Annotated in this window: 17 protein-coding genes, 2 tRNA genes and 1 pseudogene; 11 read left to right on the forward strand and 9 right to left on the reverse strand. The window is 34.6% G+C overall.

Annotation, left to right across the window (positions count from 1 at the left end; all coding sequences use genetic code 11):
• The 4 genes and pseudogenes from ACP7AQ_RS11600 to purT all read left to right on the forward strand — a co-directional run.
• Positions 1 to 108, forward strand: a pseudogene (locus tag ACP7AQ_RS11600) (IS30 family transposase); the annotation flags it as partial.
• A 145-nt stretch (positions 109 to 253) separates the two neighbouring features.
• Positions 254 to 1,525: a PIN-like domain-containing protein gene (locus tag ACP7AQ_RS11605; protein ID WP_426095558.1), complete on the forward strand. Its 1,272-nt coding sequence runs from the start codon at positions 254 to 256 to the stop codon at positions 1,523 to 1,525.
• A 96-nt stretch (positions 1,526 to 1,621) separates the two neighbouring features.
• Entirely contained in the window at positions 1,622 to 1,978 is a 357-nt protein-coding gene (locus ACP7AQ_RS11610) for a bleomycin resistance protein (RefSeq protein ID WP_426095559.1), read from the forward strand.
• 31 nt (positions 1,979 to 2,009) lie between these two features.
• Entirely contained in the window at positions 2,010 to 3,200 is a 1,191-nt protein-coding gene (purT, locus tag ACP7AQ_RS11615) for a formate-dependent phosphoribosylglycinamide formyltransferase (RefSeq protein WP_426095642.1), read from the forward strand.
• Positions 3,201 to 3,295: 95 nt separating this feature from the next.
• Here the strand turns inward: purT and ACP7AQ_RS11620 are convergent, their stop codons facing one another.
• Complete coding sequence (locus tag ACP7AQ_RS11620; RefSeq protein ID WP_426095560.1) at positions 3,296 to 4,159, reverse strand: AraC family transcriptional regulator; 864 nt, start codon at positions 4,157 to 4,159, stop codon at positions 3,296 to 3,298.
• A gap of 92 nt (positions 4,160 to 4,251) precedes the next feature.
• Here ACP7AQ_RS11620 and ACP7AQ_RS11625 point away from each other — a divergent pair, with 92 nt between their 5' ends.
• Complete coding sequence (locus ACP7AQ_RS11625; protein ID WP_426090936.1) at positions 4,252 to 4,614, forward strand: DUF983 domain-containing protein; 363 nt, start codon at positions 4,252 to 4,254, stop codon at positions 4,612 to 4,614.
• Positions 4,615 to 4,654: 40 nt separating this feature from the next.
• On the forward strand, positions 4,655 to 4,978 hold the full coding sequence (locus tag ACP7AQ_RS11630; protein WP_426095561.1) for a DUF6370 family protein: 324 nt from the start codon (positions 4,655 to 4,657) through the stop codon (positions 4,976 to 4,978).
• Between the two features lie 39 nt (positions 4,979 to 5,017).
• On the opposite strand, the gene ACP7AQ_RS11635 is transcribed toward ACP7AQ_RS11630, so the two are convergent.
• Complete coding sequence (locus ACP7AQ_RS11635) at positions 5,018 to 6,661, reverse strand: hypothetical protein (protein ID WP_426095562.1); 1,644 nt, start codon at positions 6,659 to 6,661, stop codon at positions 5,018 to 5,020.
• A gap of 184 nt (positions 6,662 to 6,845) precedes the next feature.
• Between ACP7AQ_RS11635 and fabD the strand changes: the two genes are divergently transcribed.
• Entirely contained in the window at positions 6,846 to 7,721 is an 876-nt protein-coding gene (gene fabD / locus ACP7AQ_RS11640; protein WP_426095563.1) for an ACP S-malonyltransferase, read from the forward strand.
• A 216-nt stretch (positions 7,722 to 7,937) separates the two neighbouring features.
• Here the strand turns inward: fabD and ACP7AQ_RS11645 are convergent, their stop codons facing one another.
• The 4 genes from ACP7AQ_RS11645 to ACP7AQ_RS11660 all read right to left on the reverse strand — a co-directional run bounded on the left by ACP7AQ_RS11645 (position 7,938) and on the right by ACP7AQ_RS11660 (position 10,667).
• Positions 7,938 to 8,141 carry a hypothetical protein gene (locus tag ACP7AQ_RS11645; RefSeq protein ID WP_426095564.1) on the reverse strand — a complete coding sequence of 68 codons (204 nt, stop codon included), beginning with the start codon at positions 8,139 to 8,141 and terminating at the stop codon, positions 7,938 to 7,940.
• A complete protein-coding gene (locus ACP7AQ_RS11650) occupies positions 8,135 to 8,320 on the reverse strand; it encodes a hypothetical protein (protein WP_426095565.1) in 186 nt (61 codons plus the stop codon). Before ACP7AQ_RS11650 ends, ACP7AQ_RS11645 begins: the two co-directional genes overlap by 7 nt.
• 121 nt (positions 8,321 to 8,441) lie before the next feature.
• A complete protein-coding gene (gene galE / locus ACP7AQ_RS11655; RefSeq protein ID WP_426095566.1) occupies positions 8,442 to 9,455 on the reverse strand; it encodes a UDP-glucose 4-epimerase GalE in 1,014 nt (337 codons plus the stop codon).
• Between the two features lie 81 nt (positions 9,456 to 9,536).
• Complete coding sequence (locus tag ACP7AQ_RS11660; RefSeq protein ID WP_426095567.1) at positions 9,537 to 10,667, reverse strand: DegT/DnrJ/EryC1/StrS family aminotransferase; 1,131 nt, start codon at positions 10,665 to 10,667, stop codon at positions 9,537 to 9,539.
• A 230-nt stretch (positions 10,668 to 10,897) separates the two neighbouring features.
• Between ACP7AQ_RS11660 and ACP7AQ_RS11665 the strand changes: the two genes are divergently transcribed.
• The 4 genes from ACP7AQ_RS11665 (at position 10,898) to ACP7AQ_RS11680 (ending at position 15,197) form a co-directional block, all read left to right on the forward strand.
• On the forward strand, positions 10,898 to 12,133 hold the full coding sequence (locus ACP7AQ_RS11665; protein ID WP_426095643.1) for a 3-deoxy-D-manno-octulosonic acid transferase: 1,236 nt from the start codon (positions 10,898 to 10,900) through the stop codon (positions 12,131 to 12,133).
• Entirely contained in the window at positions 12,126 to 12,572 is a 447-nt protein-coding gene (locus ACP7AQ_RS11670; protein ID WP_426090929.1) for a GNAT family N-acetyltransferase, read from the forward strand. The genes ACP7AQ_RS11665 and ACP7AQ_RS11670 overlap by 8 nt, the downstream gene beginning before the upstream one ends.
• Positions 12,573 to 12,595: 23 nt before the next feature.
• Complete coding sequence (locus ACP7AQ_RS11675) at positions 12,596 to 14,770, forward strand: S46 family peptidase (RefSeq protein WP_426095568.1); 2,175 nt, start codon at positions 12,596 to 12,598, stop codon at positions 14,768 to 14,770.
• Between the two features lie 193 nt (positions 14,771 to 14,963).
• Complete coding sequence (locus ACP7AQ_RS11680) at positions 14,964 to 15,197, forward strand: PG1828 family lipoprotein (protein ID WP_091202735.1); 234 nt, start codon at positions 14,964 to 14,966, stop codon at positions 15,195 to 15,197.
• A gap of 159 nt (positions 15,198 to 15,356) precedes the next feature.
• On the opposite strand, the gene ACP7AQ_RS11685 is transcribed toward ACP7AQ_RS11680, so the two are convergent.
• The 3 genes from ACP7AQ_RS11685 to ACP7AQ_RS11695 all read right to left on the reverse strand — a co-directional run bounded on the left by ACP7AQ_RS11685 (position 15,357) and on the right by ACP7AQ_RS11695 (position 16,046).
• Positions 15,357 to 15,704 (reverse strand): DUF1508 domain-containing protein, encoded by a 348-nt coding sequence (locus tag ACP7AQ_RS11685; RefSeq protein WP_426063046.1) that lies wholly within the window; start codon positions 15,702 to 15,704, stop codon positions 15,357 to 15,359.
• A 168-nt stretch (positions 15,705 to 15,872) separates the two neighbouring features.
• A tRNA-Leu gene (locus ACP7AQ_RS11690) sits at positions 15,873 to 15,958 on the reverse strand.
• A gap of 15 nt (positions 15,959 to 15,973) precedes the next feature.
• A tRNA-Gly gene (locus ACP7AQ_RS11695) sits at positions 15,974 to 16,046 on the reverse strand.
• Positions 16,047 to 16,079 lie beyond the last annotated feature (33 nt).

Genomic DNA, 16,079 nt, shown 5'->3' on the forward strand with positions numbered 1-16,079 from the left:
GAGAGAATTATAGAAATACAAGAGAAATTAAACAATAGACCAAGAAAAAGATTTAATTTTGAAACACCTAATTTTATGTTTAATCAAAAAGTTGCATTTATAACTTGAATCCTGCATTTTATACTTTTAAGAAAATAAATTAAATGCTTTTTTGTTACATAAAGCTTTCCAGTTTTCAGGTGAATCATAGTAAATTTAATACTTAGTGATTTATATTGTGTGTATATTTAAAATAAATAATTAGTAAACAGTAATGGAAAAATTATATAAAATACATCGGAATTCAAATCAATTAGATTTTCAAAAGATTTGGAAAGAAGGCGTTTTCATATTTGATTCAAATGTTCTTTTAGATTTATATCGTTTACCCGAATCTGCAAAAAACGATTTATTAGGTGTTTTTAAAAACGAAAATTTTAATAATCGTATTTGGATAGGTTTCCAAGTTATAATGGAATTTCTAAATAATAGATTAACAGTAATTGGAGACCAAAAGAATATGTTTTCCAAAATAAAAATTTTAACTGAAAAATTAATTACTGAAATTGATGATTTAAGTACGACATATAAAACTGAAATTGAAAAACTAAAACTGACCCAAAGACATTCGCTTATTAATCCTGAAGAATATATAACAACTGATAATTTAAAAAAAACAACAGATGTTTACATTGCGTTTTTAAAACATTTAGAGGAACTTGAAAGTAAGCAAAATGATGTTAATGATACAGACGAGATAAAAGAGCTTATCATAAATATCTTCAATAATAAAATTGGTGAATCTTTTGACAAAGATAATTTAGATTTAATTTATAAAGATGGGACAAAAAGGTATGAATCAAAAATTCCGCCTGGATTTATGGATATTAAAAAAGAAGGTTCGTATTTTTTTGAAGACAAGGAATATATTCGAAAATTTGGAGATCTTATTTTGTGGAAAGAGATTATTAAATTGGCAAAAGATAAAAAATTAAAACATGTTGTATTAGTTACTGGTGATGTAAAGGAAGATTGGTGGGAAGAAAAACGAGGAAAAAAAATTGGTGCTAGAAAAGAATTATTAAATGAGATTTATACTCAATGTGCAGAACTAGATGTTTTCCATCTTTACAATACTTCAACATTTCTAAAATTCGCAAAAGAAGAAATTGATAAGACAATAAAGGATTCATCAATTACTGAAACATTAGAATTAATAAATAACAACAGTAAAATAATTGGTAGTATTGAAGATATTTCAATTACAAAAAGAGACTATTTAACGCAGTTGTATATAATAAACGAAAGAATAAAGAGAAGTCATAATATTCTAGAAGATTTAAATAACCAAAAATCAAAAATTAGTAATTATAGAGATGAATTATATGATAGTAGTGACTCTTTAGATGGTATTCGAGAATACACTCATAATCTTGCGATTCCTGAAATGGAATTAGAAGAAGAAATAAATGAAACGCAAGAGAAAATCGCATTAGACATGAAAATTCAACAAAGAATTTTAGAAAAAATAAAAGCAGAAAATTAGAATTACGAATAAAAGATTAGAGTTATATCAGGAGATAACAGCTACATAATAAAAAGTTTCTTAAACTTCACAAAAACTATTCAAACCCAAACCATCATGCTCACCGCCATCAACCCAAAGTTACCCATGCGCAACAAAGCGATTACACGGGATTTCTATATCACCCAATTAGGATTTCAGGAATGGGGCAATGCCGACTTTGACGGGTATTTGATGGTGCAAAAAGACAATATCGAAATTCATTTTTTTGAGTTTGCTACCCTTGATTCTGTTGAAAATTACTCAGGAGTTTACATTCGGGTGCAGGATATTGAAACCGTATATAAAAACTTCTTAAACAATGGCGTTGCCATTCATCCCAATGGCCCTTTGCAAATCAAACCGTGGGGCCAAAAAGAATTTTCGATATTGGACCCGGATCATAATCTACTGACTTTCGGGCAAAGTTTGTAGCGAATCTGCAGTCATAAAAAAGCAATTTAGTATTTTTACATTCCAATTAAGACTTCAAAAAATGAAAATACTACTTCTCGGCTCAGGCGAACTAGGAAAGGAATTTACAATCGCTGCACAACGCATCGGGCAAATTGTAATTGCGGTGGACAGTTACGAAAATGCTCCGGCAATGCAAGTTGCCCATGATTTTGAAGTCATTAATATGCTTGACGGAGAAGCTCTAGACCGAATCGTCGCCAAACACAAACCTGATATTATTGTTCCAGAAATAGAAGCTATTAGAACTGAACGTTTTTATGACTATGAAAAGCAAGGCATCACGGTAGTTCCTTCGGCGAAAGCGGCAAACTTCACGATGAATAGGAAAGCGATTCGGGATTTAGCATCTAAAGAATTAGGATTAAAAACCGCAAATTACCGCTACGCCACTACTGCCGCGGAATTACAAAAAGGCGTCGAAGCCGTTGGAATGCCATGCGTCGTAAAACCATTAATGTCTTCGTCCGGAAAAGGACAATCCACTATAAAAACCGAAGCCGATATCGAAAAAGCATGGAAGTATGCCGTTGAAGGTTCCCGTGGAGATGTTGTAGAAGTGATTGTAGAAGCGTTTGTCAAATTTAATTCGGAGATTACTTTGTTGACTGTTGTACAAAACAATAATCCGACACTTTTTTGTGCGCCAATTGGCCATAGACAAGAACGAGGCGATTATCAGGAAAGCTGGCAACCCGCCAGAATTTCCGATAAGGATTTATACGAAGCGCAAGACATGGCCGAAAAAGTAACCGAAGCTTTGGGCGGCGCAGGACTTTTTGGAGTCGAATTTTTCTTGACTGATGACGGCGTTTATTTCTCGGAACTATCGCCGCGTCCGCATGATACCGGAATGGTAACTTTGGCCGGAACACAAAACTTCAATGAATTTGAATTGCATTTACGCGCTATTTTAAGTTTGCCTATTTTTGAAATTACATTAGAAAAAGCGGGAGCGAGTGCAGTCATTTTAGCTTCGGAAAACTCCACAAATCCAACGTACTCCGGTATCGAAAAAATTGCGGCTTTACCTAAAACTGATTTCAGAATCTTTGGCAAATTAACTTCAAGACCGTACCGTAGAATGGCAGTGGCTTTAGTGAGTGATACCGTAGAAACTCCAATTGAAGAAGTGGTAGAAAAAGCAAAAAATGCAGCCTCGTTGATTACTGTGCATTCGTAATTACATTTAATAAAGTTCCAAAATTATAACGAAAACAAGATGAAAAAAACCCGCTAAATGAGTGTCATCAGCGTTCCCTTTTATCATCTTGTGAGTTATCGCCTAACCATTCGAAAGTTTGTCGGAGTCATTCCGGTATGTTTTTTAAACAATCGTGTGAAATAAGAATAATCATCAAAGCTTAATTCGCTTGCGATTTCATTTATGGTAAACTTTTTATCCATCAACATGCGTTTGGCTTCGAGCATGATTCTATCCGTAATTACTTCGGTTGTGGTTTTTTGCAGGATTTCATTGCAAATCCGATTCAAGTGTTTTAAAGTAATATTAAGTCGTGAAGCATAGAAAGAAGCTGCTTTTTCTATTTTAAAGTTTTGCTCTAAAAGAATTTCAAAATTTTTAATTTTTACATTATACGAATGCGCTTCATAAAAATAGGTTTCACTATATTTTCGGGCAATTTCAATGTGGATGATATCCAAGAGATTCATGATTTTATCTTGCTTCAACAGTTGAATTCTCTGAGTTTCTAAGATTAAACTTTCAAAATAACGGAGAATCGCTTTCGATTCAGATATGTCAAAAAACATTTCAGGCTTATTATCCATTGAAGAATAAAACGGATATTCGCCGATAGTTTTTTGTCCAAAATAAAGATTATACATTTCCTGCGAATAAAAAATCACAAAACCTTCAACATCATCGGATAAGTCCCAATGGTGCATTTGTCCGGGTTGCAAAAAAAACATACTTCCCGGCTGAATCGTAAAAATATCAAAATCAATTTCATGTGTTCCTGATCCTTTGGTAAAAAAGACCAGAACATAGGAATTATGCCGGTGCGGTTCCTCCACAAAATCATGGTCGATTAGGTGATTTTTAAAGGTATTGATATATAAATCACTATTGACTGAATTACAGTTAAAGCGCTGAATGTTATAAATAGGATATTTTCTCATCTTTCGATAAATGTCTTTATTGTGCTATAAGTAGCGAATATAGAAAACATCCATGACAGGAATAAGAAATACCTTTGAAAAAAATAATGACGATGTCAAATTCTATTGTACACATCCTGAATAATGATTGCCCTCATTGCCTTAAAGGCAAAGTTTTCAATGAAAAAAGTATATTTTTTAATTTTGGATTTCCAAAAATGAACAAATATTGTTCTCATTGTAATTATAAATTCGAAAAGGAACCAGGCTACTTTTTTGGAGCTATGTATGTAAATTATGGTTTAACAGTAGCCCAAGGAATTGCTACGTATGTTATTGCCCAATTTTTCTTTACCGAAACTTTCGATTTAAGAATTATTCCAATTATTGCTGTTGTGATTATCGCAATGGCTTCTATCAATCTTCGCCTTTCCAGATTATTGTGGATTTACATGTTTAAAAATTATTCGATGTAAAAAAACCAGTATCTTAGCTAAAGTAAAAATTTAATCATTTATGAAAAAGATACTATTTTTAGCTATTTTATTCTCTGCAACACTTGTAAGTGCTCAGGATAAAGATAAAAAAGAAGAGCCAAAACCCCAAATCGTTGAAGCTTCTTGCGGGCAATGCCAGTTTGGGATGGAAGGACACGGTTGTGAATTAGCCGTTCGCATTGATGGAAAATCCTATTTTGTTGACGGAAGTTCTATTGATTCCCATGGCGATGCGCATGCCAGTGATGGTTTTTGCGCTGCTATTAGAAAAGCGGAAGTTGTGGGTAAAGTGGTTGACAATAAATTCAAAGTCACCTCTTTTAAATTACTGCCAAAAAAATAAAAAAAGGGCTTAGAGAAAATTCTTTAAGCCCTTTTTTAGTTATTTCAATTTCATAGTCACCTTCAGATTGATATTCTCGAAACTCGAAATATCAATAACTTCTTCCAAATCTACATCAAAAGAAATATTTACACTATCGCCCACAATTGTTACTGGCAATTGATTGGATATTTGTGAAGAACCCACAAATATATTAGGATAATCTTTGACTTTAAAATAATAAAAACTATTCCCGTTTTTTACATCATTCTGGATTCGGGTTACAACTGATTTCAGCGATTTTTTATTGGACAAACTATTCGGGTTTATTTTATTATCCGCCATATTATAGACGTTTTTAAACGAGGTCAAGGTTTCTCGCATCGTATTGCCTACGCCAACAATTGTATAATCTGAAATGGCAACCATCGCAAACATTTTCACCAATCCACCGTTATCCTTAAGCGTCATCACATACGTAGGAATGTTATTGATATTATAAGGGATAGGCAAAGATGCTTTATATCCTTTTTCCTGAACTTTCCCTTGTGCCGAACTTTGAGCCGCATATTCCGTCGCGCCACTTTGTTTATAAAAAGTAGTTTCCTTCGTTCTGGTGTCCACCAAAACAAAACCTACTGCAGATTCTTCTTTCCCAACCGAAGTCAATCCTGTGTACCAATAAGATTTATTGTCTTTTCCATATACCAATGTCATTCCTTCTGTAATTTGCAGTTTATCCTGATTAGAAAAATTCCAATAGCCGTGAACATATTCACCCCAATCATTCAACTGATTTTCTATAAAATCCAAAGGCTGAATTCGATCCACCCATTTTGGTGTTTTAGCAATTGAATATTCGTTTATTGCTCCAGATTGTGCATCAACCACTACAACACCTATTGCGTCTTTTCCTGAAAAACCAATTTTTTTCACATATTTAGTGACAATCCAAAACGGATTTCCAACATCGTCAATCTCAAAAGTAAAATCAGCCAGGCCAACAGTAGCATTTCCATTAAAATAAACGTGTCTGTGAATGTCACTTTGAAAGTAAGCACCTTGCTGGTATTTAATCTTAATGTTCTTCCCTCCTACACTCTGAACTAATTTCACATCACGTTCATTGGTTGCAGAAACCATAACATATCCCGCAGTTCCCTCTTGGTTGTTAAACCATTTCAAAAAACCCGAATGCAATAATGGAGCAACCCAGTACAGGTTATTATTTACTTTTTGTATACAAAAATCACCTAATTCTACTTGGCTTCCCAAAGCTGGTTGGGAACCTAAAATTTTCTCTCCCAAAAGATGGGCTAGTTCCTCATCGACCACACGGATTTTATCGATAGAAATTGGAGCAATGTGGTTGGTTATTTTTTGGCCGTTTTTAACCTCGCCTATTAATTTTTGATACGAATCGCTTCTAAACATTTTTAAGCTGGTCACAAAAGGTAGCGCAATACAATAAACTAAAAGCACTCCTACCAAAACAAACAAAATCTTGTTGGGCTTGGAAACAATCTTGACTTGCTTTGTTTGCTGAGAAATAGTAAAACCAGCAGAAAATAAGATCCCTATTACCAACAACAGCAATAAAATAAAAGCAAAACCAGTAAATCCATAATTGATCACGGGAAGATTGTTGTAAAACAAGAAAAAACCAAAAAAGAGCAGGAAAATAACTGATAATATTTTTTTCATAATATTTAAATCTTAGATATGTTTGATATTAGTCTTTAATATTTCTAAATGTTACACTAATAAAAGTGTCCCTTTTAAAGAAAACAACAACCCTATTTACAATACCGCAAAAAATAGTATTTTTGCATTCCGATTGAAATTTATTTTTCAGTCTTTATTTTTTTTTAATCTTTAAAATAAACACATGAAAGCATACGTATTTCCAGGTCAAGGCGCGCAATTCACAGGAATGGGTAAAGACTTATATGAAAATTCCGCTCTCGCAAAAGAATTATTCGAAAAAGCCAATGCAATTTTAGGTTTTCGCATCACAGACATCATGTTTGAAGGAACAGCCGAGGAATTAAAAGAAACTAAAGTGACACAACCGGCCGTTTTCCTGCATTCGGTGATTTTAGCAAAAACGTTAGGGGAGGATTTCAAACCAGAAATGGTAGCGGGACATTCATTAGGTGAATTCTCAGCTTTAGTAGCAAATGGTGCTTTATCTTTTGAAGACGGATTAAAACTGGTTTCACAACGCGCTTTGGCAATGCAAAAAGCCTGCGAAATAAAACCCTCAACAATGGCCGCCGTTTTAGCATTGGCTGACAATATCGTTGAAGAAGTTTGTGCTTCCATTGACGGAATTGTAGTAGCTGCAAATTATAACTGCCCGGGACAATTAGTAATTTCAGGAGAAACATCAGCAGTAGAAAAAGCGTGTGAAGCGATGAAAGCCGCTGGTGCAAAACGTGCATTATTGTTACCTGTTGGCGGTGCTTTTCACTCTCCAATGATGGAACCGGCTCGCGAAGAACTGGCCGCTGCTATAGAAGCAACAACGTTCTCAACTCCTATTTGTCCAGTGTACCAAAATGTTACAGCAAGTGCCGTTTCTGACCCAAGCGAAATCAAGAAAAATTTAATTATACAATTGACTGCTCCCGTAAAATGGACACAATCTGTGCAACAAATGATAAAAGACGGAGCAACTTTATTTACCGAAGTAGGTCCTGGAAAAGTATTAGCCGGATTGATTGGCAAAATTGATAAAGAAGCGGTTACCGCGAATGCTTAATTAAACTATTCAGCGGTCAATTTTTAATGATCAGTAGTGATTATAAATAAAATCCTCATAAACTTATGTTTGTGAGGATTTTAACTTTAAAAATCATAGTTTGCTTGCCTATTCACAATAATTATTGACAATTCCAGTAATTAAAAATATTGTATCTTGTCTTTCAAAGAAAATGTACCAAGTTGTTCGGTTATTTGCTTTATAAAAAATGTAATGTCAACCTAAATAACGGAGCTTTTGTAGAGTTGGTTTATGCGTACTTAATCGTGATTTTTCTGGAACTAAATCATAAATTTTCGAAACATATTCTTCTGCCGTTTCTATAAACCCAAAGTATACTTTTTTGTACAAAAGACGAATTAAATCATCCAAAAAATCAATTACGTTTGGCGTGAAAATAACTTTTATTTTCCTCACCATCCTCTAATTCTTCTAATAGATTCTGCTTTAGCTTCTTCCCGAGTATACCCTTTTTTTACTTCTTCATCAAAATCAAAAGTAGCTCTGTCAATCCCTTTGAACTTGATATTCGAAGTTTTATAATCCACAGAAGGCTCTTCGATTTTAGTTGCTTTAGACTTCTTTTTTTCAGTATTCATGATTGATTCATTTATCTAACGAATTTACAACAAATTACTTAAACGAAAAAATCCCAAATTATTATTGTGATAATTTGGGATTCTATTTTTAAACTGAACACTAAAACCTGAATACTAAATATTAACTTCTGATTTTCTGTTCCCATTTCCAGGCACTTGCCATCGCTTCTTCTAGCGTAGATTGTGCTTTCCATCCCAAAATATCGTTCGCTTTATCGGTATTGGCGTAAGCCGAAGTTATATCACCTTCTCTGCGACCTACAATTTTGTAAGGCAATTTTTTACCGCTCACTTTTTCGAAAGTTTGAATGACTTCTAAAACCGAGCTACCCGTCCCGGTTCCCAGATTAAACGTTTCTACTTTGGCCGTATTTTTTTTATTCAATAAACGTTGCAAAGCGATTACATGGGCTTTCGCCAGATCGACTACGTGAATATAATCACGAACTGCAGTTCCATCCGGAGTTGGATAATCATCTCCATAAACCGAAAGTTCTTTTCGCAATCCAAAACCGGTTTGAGTAATAAACGGCACTAAATTTTGAGGAACTCCAATAGGTAATTCCCCAATTTCAGTTGAAGGATGCGCACCAATTGGATTAAAATAACGCAACAAAATTGCATTGATGTTGGTCACCTTGGTCGTATCGGTAATAATTTCCTCTCCTATTTGCTTTGTGTTTCCATAAGGTGACATTGCGGTTTGAATTGAAGCATTTTCAGTAATTGGCATACTTTCGGCCTGACCATAAACCGTGCAAGATGAACTGAAAATGAAATTTGCTTCCGGTTTTTGCTGCAGTTCCTGCAAAACATAAACTAATGCATTTATATTATTTTCATAATACAACAATGGATTTTCAACACTTTCGCCCACTGCTTTTGAAGCTGCAAAATGAATGACACCTAAAATATCATGATGCCTTTTGAAAAAATCCTGCACTTTTTCTTTCTCGCGCAAATCTAATTTTTCAAAAGCCGGGACTTTTCCCGTAATATTCTGAATTCCGTCCAAAACACTTAAGGAAGTATTTGATAAATTATCGACAACAATAACTTCATATCCTTCGTTTTGCAATTCTACTACGGTATGCGATCCTATGAAACCCAAACCACCTGTGACTAATATTTTCATGATTTCTTATTTTGTACAGACGCGATTTAGTGCGTCTTACCGATTATAAAAAAGACCCGCTAAATCGCGTTTCTATTAAAATTATCCTAAATATTCTAGAACCGAATCTGTAATAAACTTAATTTGCTCGTCATCTAATTCGGTGTGCATCGGCAACGAAAGCACTTCCGTTACTAATTGATTGGTTATCGGAAAATTTTCTTCTTTGTAACGGGAATCCGAGTATGCTTTTTGCGAATGCAAAGGAATTGGGTAATAAATAGCACAAGGAATTCCTTTATCCAATAAATGTTGCATCAAGCCATTTCTATCCGCATCAATGATTCGCAATGTATATTGATGAAAAACGTGACAGTCACAAATGGAACAAATACTTGGTGCAACTATATTTTTATGACCTTCAAAAGCAATTGAATATTTTCTGGCTGCATCTTGTCTGGCTTTACTATACTCGTCTAATAAAGGCAATTTTGCATTCAAAACTGCTGCCTGAATACTGTCTAAACGCGAATTTACGCCTACTACATCATGGTGGTATCTTTCATACATTCCGTGATTTACAATTCCACGAAGTTTGTGTGCCAAAGCATCATCATTGGTAAAAATCGCTCCACCGTCTCCATAACATCCAAGATTTTTAGAAGGAAAAAATGAAGTCGCTCCAACGTGTCCAATCGTTCCCGCTTTCTTTTTAGTGCCATCCGAAAATTTACAGTTGGCACCAATCGCTTGCGCATTATCTTCTATAACATATAAGTTGTATTCTTTGGCAATTGCCATTATAGCTTCCATATTGGCGGCACGACCAAACAAATGTACCGGTACAATCGCTTTTGTTTTTGGCGTAATCGCTTTTTTAATTCCTTCAATGGAAATATTCATATTGAACATATCCACATCAACTAAAACGGGTGTCAATTGTAGTAAAGCAATAACTTCCACTGTTGCAGCAAAAGTAAAATCAGCAGTTATTACCTCATCCCCGGGTTTTAAATCCAGTCCCATCATGGCAATTTGCAACGCATCGGTTCCGTTGGCGCACGGAATTACATGTTTTACGTCCAAATATTCTTCTAATGATTTTTGAAATTGATGAACTTGAGGTCCGTTAATATAAGTGTTAGTGTCTAAAACTTCCTGAATAGAAACGTTAACGCTGTCTTTTATTTTTTCATATTGACTTTTCAAGTCAACCATTTGGATTTTTTTCATTGCAATTTTTGTTTAATGTTCGAAAGATTACCGTTTCTAAAAACCGTAAATACTTTCTCAAAACGAAGAACAAAAATAGTTATTTATGAGTTGAAACCAATGCAACCCACAGTAAAAAAAGATAATATTCCAATGAAATAAAATAGGGAGATCCTGACAACTTAAATTTAAATATTGCTGCGGAAGAAATTCATATAAAGAAAACGTATTTTAGCCTCAAAATTTTGATGATGCTTTTTCTCTATAATTTAATGGTTCTATTTGCTGGATTTTTATTAGAAATCATAGCGTTTTTCAGTCCAAAAATGAAACTTTTTGTGGAAGGCAGGAAAATAGTTTTTCTTGTTTTGGAACAAAAAATAAAACCTATTGACAAAACAATCTGGTTTCATGCCGCTTCCTTAGGCGAATACGAGCAAGGCTTACCCGTCATTGAAAAGGTAAAAGAGCAGTTCCCTGCGCACAAAATCGTGCTGACTTTTTTCTCTCCTTCGGGTTATGAAGTCCGTAAAAACAATACCGTTGCTGATGTTACGGTGTATTTGCCACTAGATACTAAGAAAAATGCAAAACAATTTTTGAAACTTGTAAATCCTGATTTAGTGTTTTTCATCAAATATGAATACTGGCCTAACTATTTAGCAGAACTCAAAAAATTAAACATCAAAACCTATTTGGTTTCTGGAATTCTTAGAAAGAACCAACTGTTTTTCAAATGGTATGGCGGTTTTTACCGAGAGGCGCTGGATGCGTTCACATACTTTTTTGTTCAAAATGAAACTTCAAAAAAATTACTGCAGCAGTTAGGCAAAACAAACGTTGCTGTTTCTGGTGACACACGATTTGATCGCGTGTCCACAATTTTAGAAAAAGACAATTCGTTGGATTTTATCTCTGATTTTAAAGACAACACACTCACTATTGTCGTGGGAAGTTCGTGGCCAAAAGATGAAAATTTAATAGTGAATTTTATCAATTCGAATACTTTCAATGTCAAATTTATTATTGCGCCACATAATATAAAGGACGAACAAATTCAACAATTAAAAAACAGCATCACCAAAAAAACTGTTTTATTCTCTGAAAAAGAAGGACAGAATCTCGCTGATTTCGATGTTTTTATAATTGACACGATTGGTATTTTGACCAAAATCTACAGTTATGCGGATATTGCTTATGTGGGTGGTGGTTTTGGAAATCCCGGAGTTCACAATGTATTAGAGCCGGCAACTTTTGGAGTTCCAATAATTATTGGACCCCACTATTCCCATTTTGCTGAAGCAATCGCGCTGGTCAATATGGATGCCTGCGTTGCGGTTGCCAATCAAAAAGAATTGGATGAAGCCCTTGAAAACCTGATACGCAATGCTGACATCCGAAATGAAAAAGGACACATGTGCAGTACTTTTGTACAAATGAATAAAGGCGCCACTGCCATCATTTTAAAAAACATTCTGCATGATTGAATTTAAACCTCTGGCTGCTCCTGATATCGAAACCATCGTCTTAATGATGCAGGAATTCTATACCATTGATGATTATCCCATTTCCGTCGAAGTTTCCAAAGCTTTGTTTCAAGAATTTATTTCCAATGAAAATCTGGGAAAAGCTTGGCTGATTGTATCCGACAACGAAATTGTGGGATATCTAATTCTAACCTTTATTTTTAGTTTTGAATACCAAGGAAGAATAGGTTTTTTAGATGAATTGTATATAATCGAAAAAGCGAGAGGAAAAGGAATTGGCAGCGAAGCTATTGCGTTTATTAAAACCGAAAGTCACAAACTATCATTAAAACTGATTTATCTGGAAGTGGAACCGCACAATGAAAATGCACAAAAATTGTATCTTGTCAATGGTTTTGACTCACACAAAAGGCAATTGATGCAGTACAAAATCAACTAAAATTACACTCTAAATTTGCTACCATGAAATTTTTAAAATTATTCCTATTACTATTTGTCATTCAGCTACAAGCCCAGCAAGGCGGCATGTGGATTCCTTCGCTGCTGAAAGGAATGAATGAAACCGAAATGAAAAATCTGGGCATGAAAATGTCCGTAAAAGACATTTATGATGTAAATCAGTCGAGTATGAAAGATGCGGTTCCACATTTTAACGGGGGCTGTACGTCAGAAGTTATTTCCCCAAAAGGACTGATCCTGACCAATCATCATTGCGGATTTTCACAAATTCAATCGCATTCCACTGTAGACCATGATTATCTGACCGATGGTTTTTGGGCTTACAAAATGGAAGATGAACTGGCGAACGAGGGTTTAACAGTTACTTTTATGGTAAAAATTGAAGATGTAACCACTTTGGTTTTGGCAGGAACTGCTTCCATGAGCAACGAAGCCGAAAAACAAAAGAAAATTCAAGAAAATATTACAGCATTATCCAGCTCTTTGCCAAAGGAAAGTTGGCAGGAAAACAAAATTCGTACCTTTTATGAAGGCAATCAATACATACTATTTGTGACGGAAACTTTTACTGATGTGCGTTTAGTTGGTGCTCCGCCTTCCTCTATCGGGAAATTTGGTTCTGATACTGATAATTGGGTTTGGCCGCGTCATACCGGAGATTTTTCTTTGTTTAGAATTTATGCTGACAAAAACAATCGCCCAGCTGCCTATTCAAAAGACAATGTGCCTTATACTCCCAAACATTTCTTGCCTATTTCACTGGATGGCGTAGCGGAAGATGATTTTACATTGGTTTTTGGATATCCGGGAAAAACAAGCGAATATTTACCTTCGGTTGCGATTGAACAAATTGTAAACGAACTGAATCCTGCAAAAATCGAAATCAGGGACAAAGCCTTGAAAGTTGCCGATGGTTTTATGCGAAAAGACAATGCCATTAAAATTCAGTACGCTTCAAAATACGCGAGTATTGCCAATTATTGGAAAAAATGGATTGGCGAAACTCAAGGATTAAAAAAATCAAATGCTGTTGCCGTAAAAAGAGAAACTGAAAAGGCTTTTCAGCAAAAAATAGTAAAAGCGGGCAAAGAAAAAGAATATGGAACGCTGTTGGCGGATTTTGACAAATACTACGCAGAAATCGCTCCTTACGCAGTATCAAAAGAATATTTCACGGAAGTGGTATTGCGTAATACCGAATTGCTCAGTACAGGTTACAAGTTGTATCAATTGGAACAAGTTTTTAAAGCAAAAGGAGAACGATCCTTTACAGACCGAAAAAACAATTTAATAACCGCATTGGCTGATTTTTATAAAAATTTCAATGGAACTGTAGATGAAAAAGTTTTTGAGCAATTGATTGAATTGTATGCGACAAAATCCCCAAAACAATTTTTACCACAAAGTTTAACAAAAGTGAATGCTAAAAATTTGGCTTCGGAAATTTATACAAAATCCAAACTTCAAAATTATGCTGGTCTAAAACAATTGCTGTCTGGTGATACCCAAACTGTTTTAACGAATTTAAATAATGATCCCGGTTTCCTGCTTGTAAAAGAATTAGCCGATAAATATTCGAAAGAAGTTGCACCAAAATACGACGAAATCAACTTAACTATAACTGCGTTGCAACGCACGTATATGAAAGCCCAATTAGAATTGAATACTGAAAGCCGCATTTTTCCTGATGCCAACAGTACTTTACGAGTAACTTACGGAAAAGTAAAAGGATATGAACCAAAAGATGCTACCGTTTATACTCCAATAACGTATTTAGACGGCGTTATGGAAAAATATATCCCTGGGGATTATGAATTTGATGTTCCTAAAAAATTAGTGGACTTATACAAGACTAAAGATTATGGACCGTATGGAGTAAATGGCAAAATGCCTGTTTGCTTTATTGGAACAAATCACACCACTGGCGGTAATTCAGGAAGCCCAGCAATTGACGCTCAAGGAAACTTAGTCGGACTTAATTTTGACAGGGTTTGGGAAGGAACAATGAGTGACCTTTACTATGATCCAAGTATTTGTAGGAATATAATGGTCGATGTACGCTATATCTTGTTTATTATGGATAAATATGCCGGGGCAACAAACTTAATCAGCGAATTAAAATTAGTACACCCAAAGAAAAGTAAATCCCTGAAAAAGAAAAACTTAAAACAAAAATAGTCAAAAAAGAGGCGTACGAGAACGATATTATTCATTTATTGATTATTTGTTCTAACTGGCACAATAATTGAGCTTTGTATCAGCGTTGACAAAAAATATTATTTTTTAAAAAAAAAATAAAAAAATATTTTACATATTAAAAAATTTATATCTTTGCCACGAATTAATAATTAACCTTTTATATTAAATTAAGATGAAAAAAGTATTTTTAAGTTTAGCTGCTGTTGCTGTATTGACTGTTGTATCATGTAAAAAAGCTGACGCTCCTGCTGAGGATTCTGCAACTGCTGTTGATTCTGCTGCTATGGTAGTTGATTCTGCTGCTATGGTAGTTGATTCTGCTGCTCAAGTTGTTGATTCTGCTGCTGCTGCTGCTACTGACGCTGCTGCTGTTGCAACTGATGCTGCTGCTGAAGTAAAAAAATAATTAGAACTCAAATTCTAAAAATTTTAAAGCCATCCGCTATGCGAGATGGCTTTTTTAATTTGTAAATCCTCCTCTTTCGAGAAACAGATTTTCAAAAACAAAAAGAGAGTCTCAGCAACTAGCCGAGACTCTCTTTTTTTATGTCTTTATTTAAAAGATTCAATCGATAAAGACAAAATCATTAGCTGAAAAGTCTAATGTTTCGGATAGTGATCCAAAGCGTACAATTTCATCAATTCCCTTTTGCAAACGCAATGAAGTAGTATATTTTCTGCTCGTTGCAAAATGATTGCCTCCTAACATCAATTTAAAGTAAAACTTCCCACTGGAAGACTTGAACTTTAAAAAGTTAGCCGATTCAATATCTGCTTTAAACCTTTCAATGTCTTCTTCACATTCAAATTTCAGTTCATAACTTAAGCTTGTAAAAACAACCTTTCCCTTTCTGGAAGTAAAAACAAACTTATATTCGTCATTATATCTTTTACTAATTACAAACGCACCCATAACTTATTTTGAAATAAATTGTAACATTAAAACTAATCACACAATAACGATTTTAACCCTGCATCAAAAAACAATACAACTTTAAGTGATTATATGAGTGTCGTAAAATTTTAAGTGGATTTATTATAAAATAAAAAAAGCTTCAAACAAAGTTTGAAGCTTTTTTAGTACTCAGAGCGGGACTTGAACCCGCACGAACATTGCTGTTCACTGGATTTTAAGTCCAGCGTGTCTACCAATTTCACCATCCGAGCAATATGAGGTGTTAGAGCGAAAAACGGGGCTCGAACCCGCGACCTCGACCTTGGCAAGGTCGCGCTCTACCAACTGAGCTATTTTCGCATTTTCAATTTTTAGAACGGACCGCGATACTTG

The sequence above is a fragment of the Flavobacterium sp. DSR2-3-3 genome (assembly GCF_049896585.1).
Lineage (GTDB): Bacteria > Bacteroidota > Bacteroidia > Flavobacteriales > Flavobacteriaceae > Flavobacterium.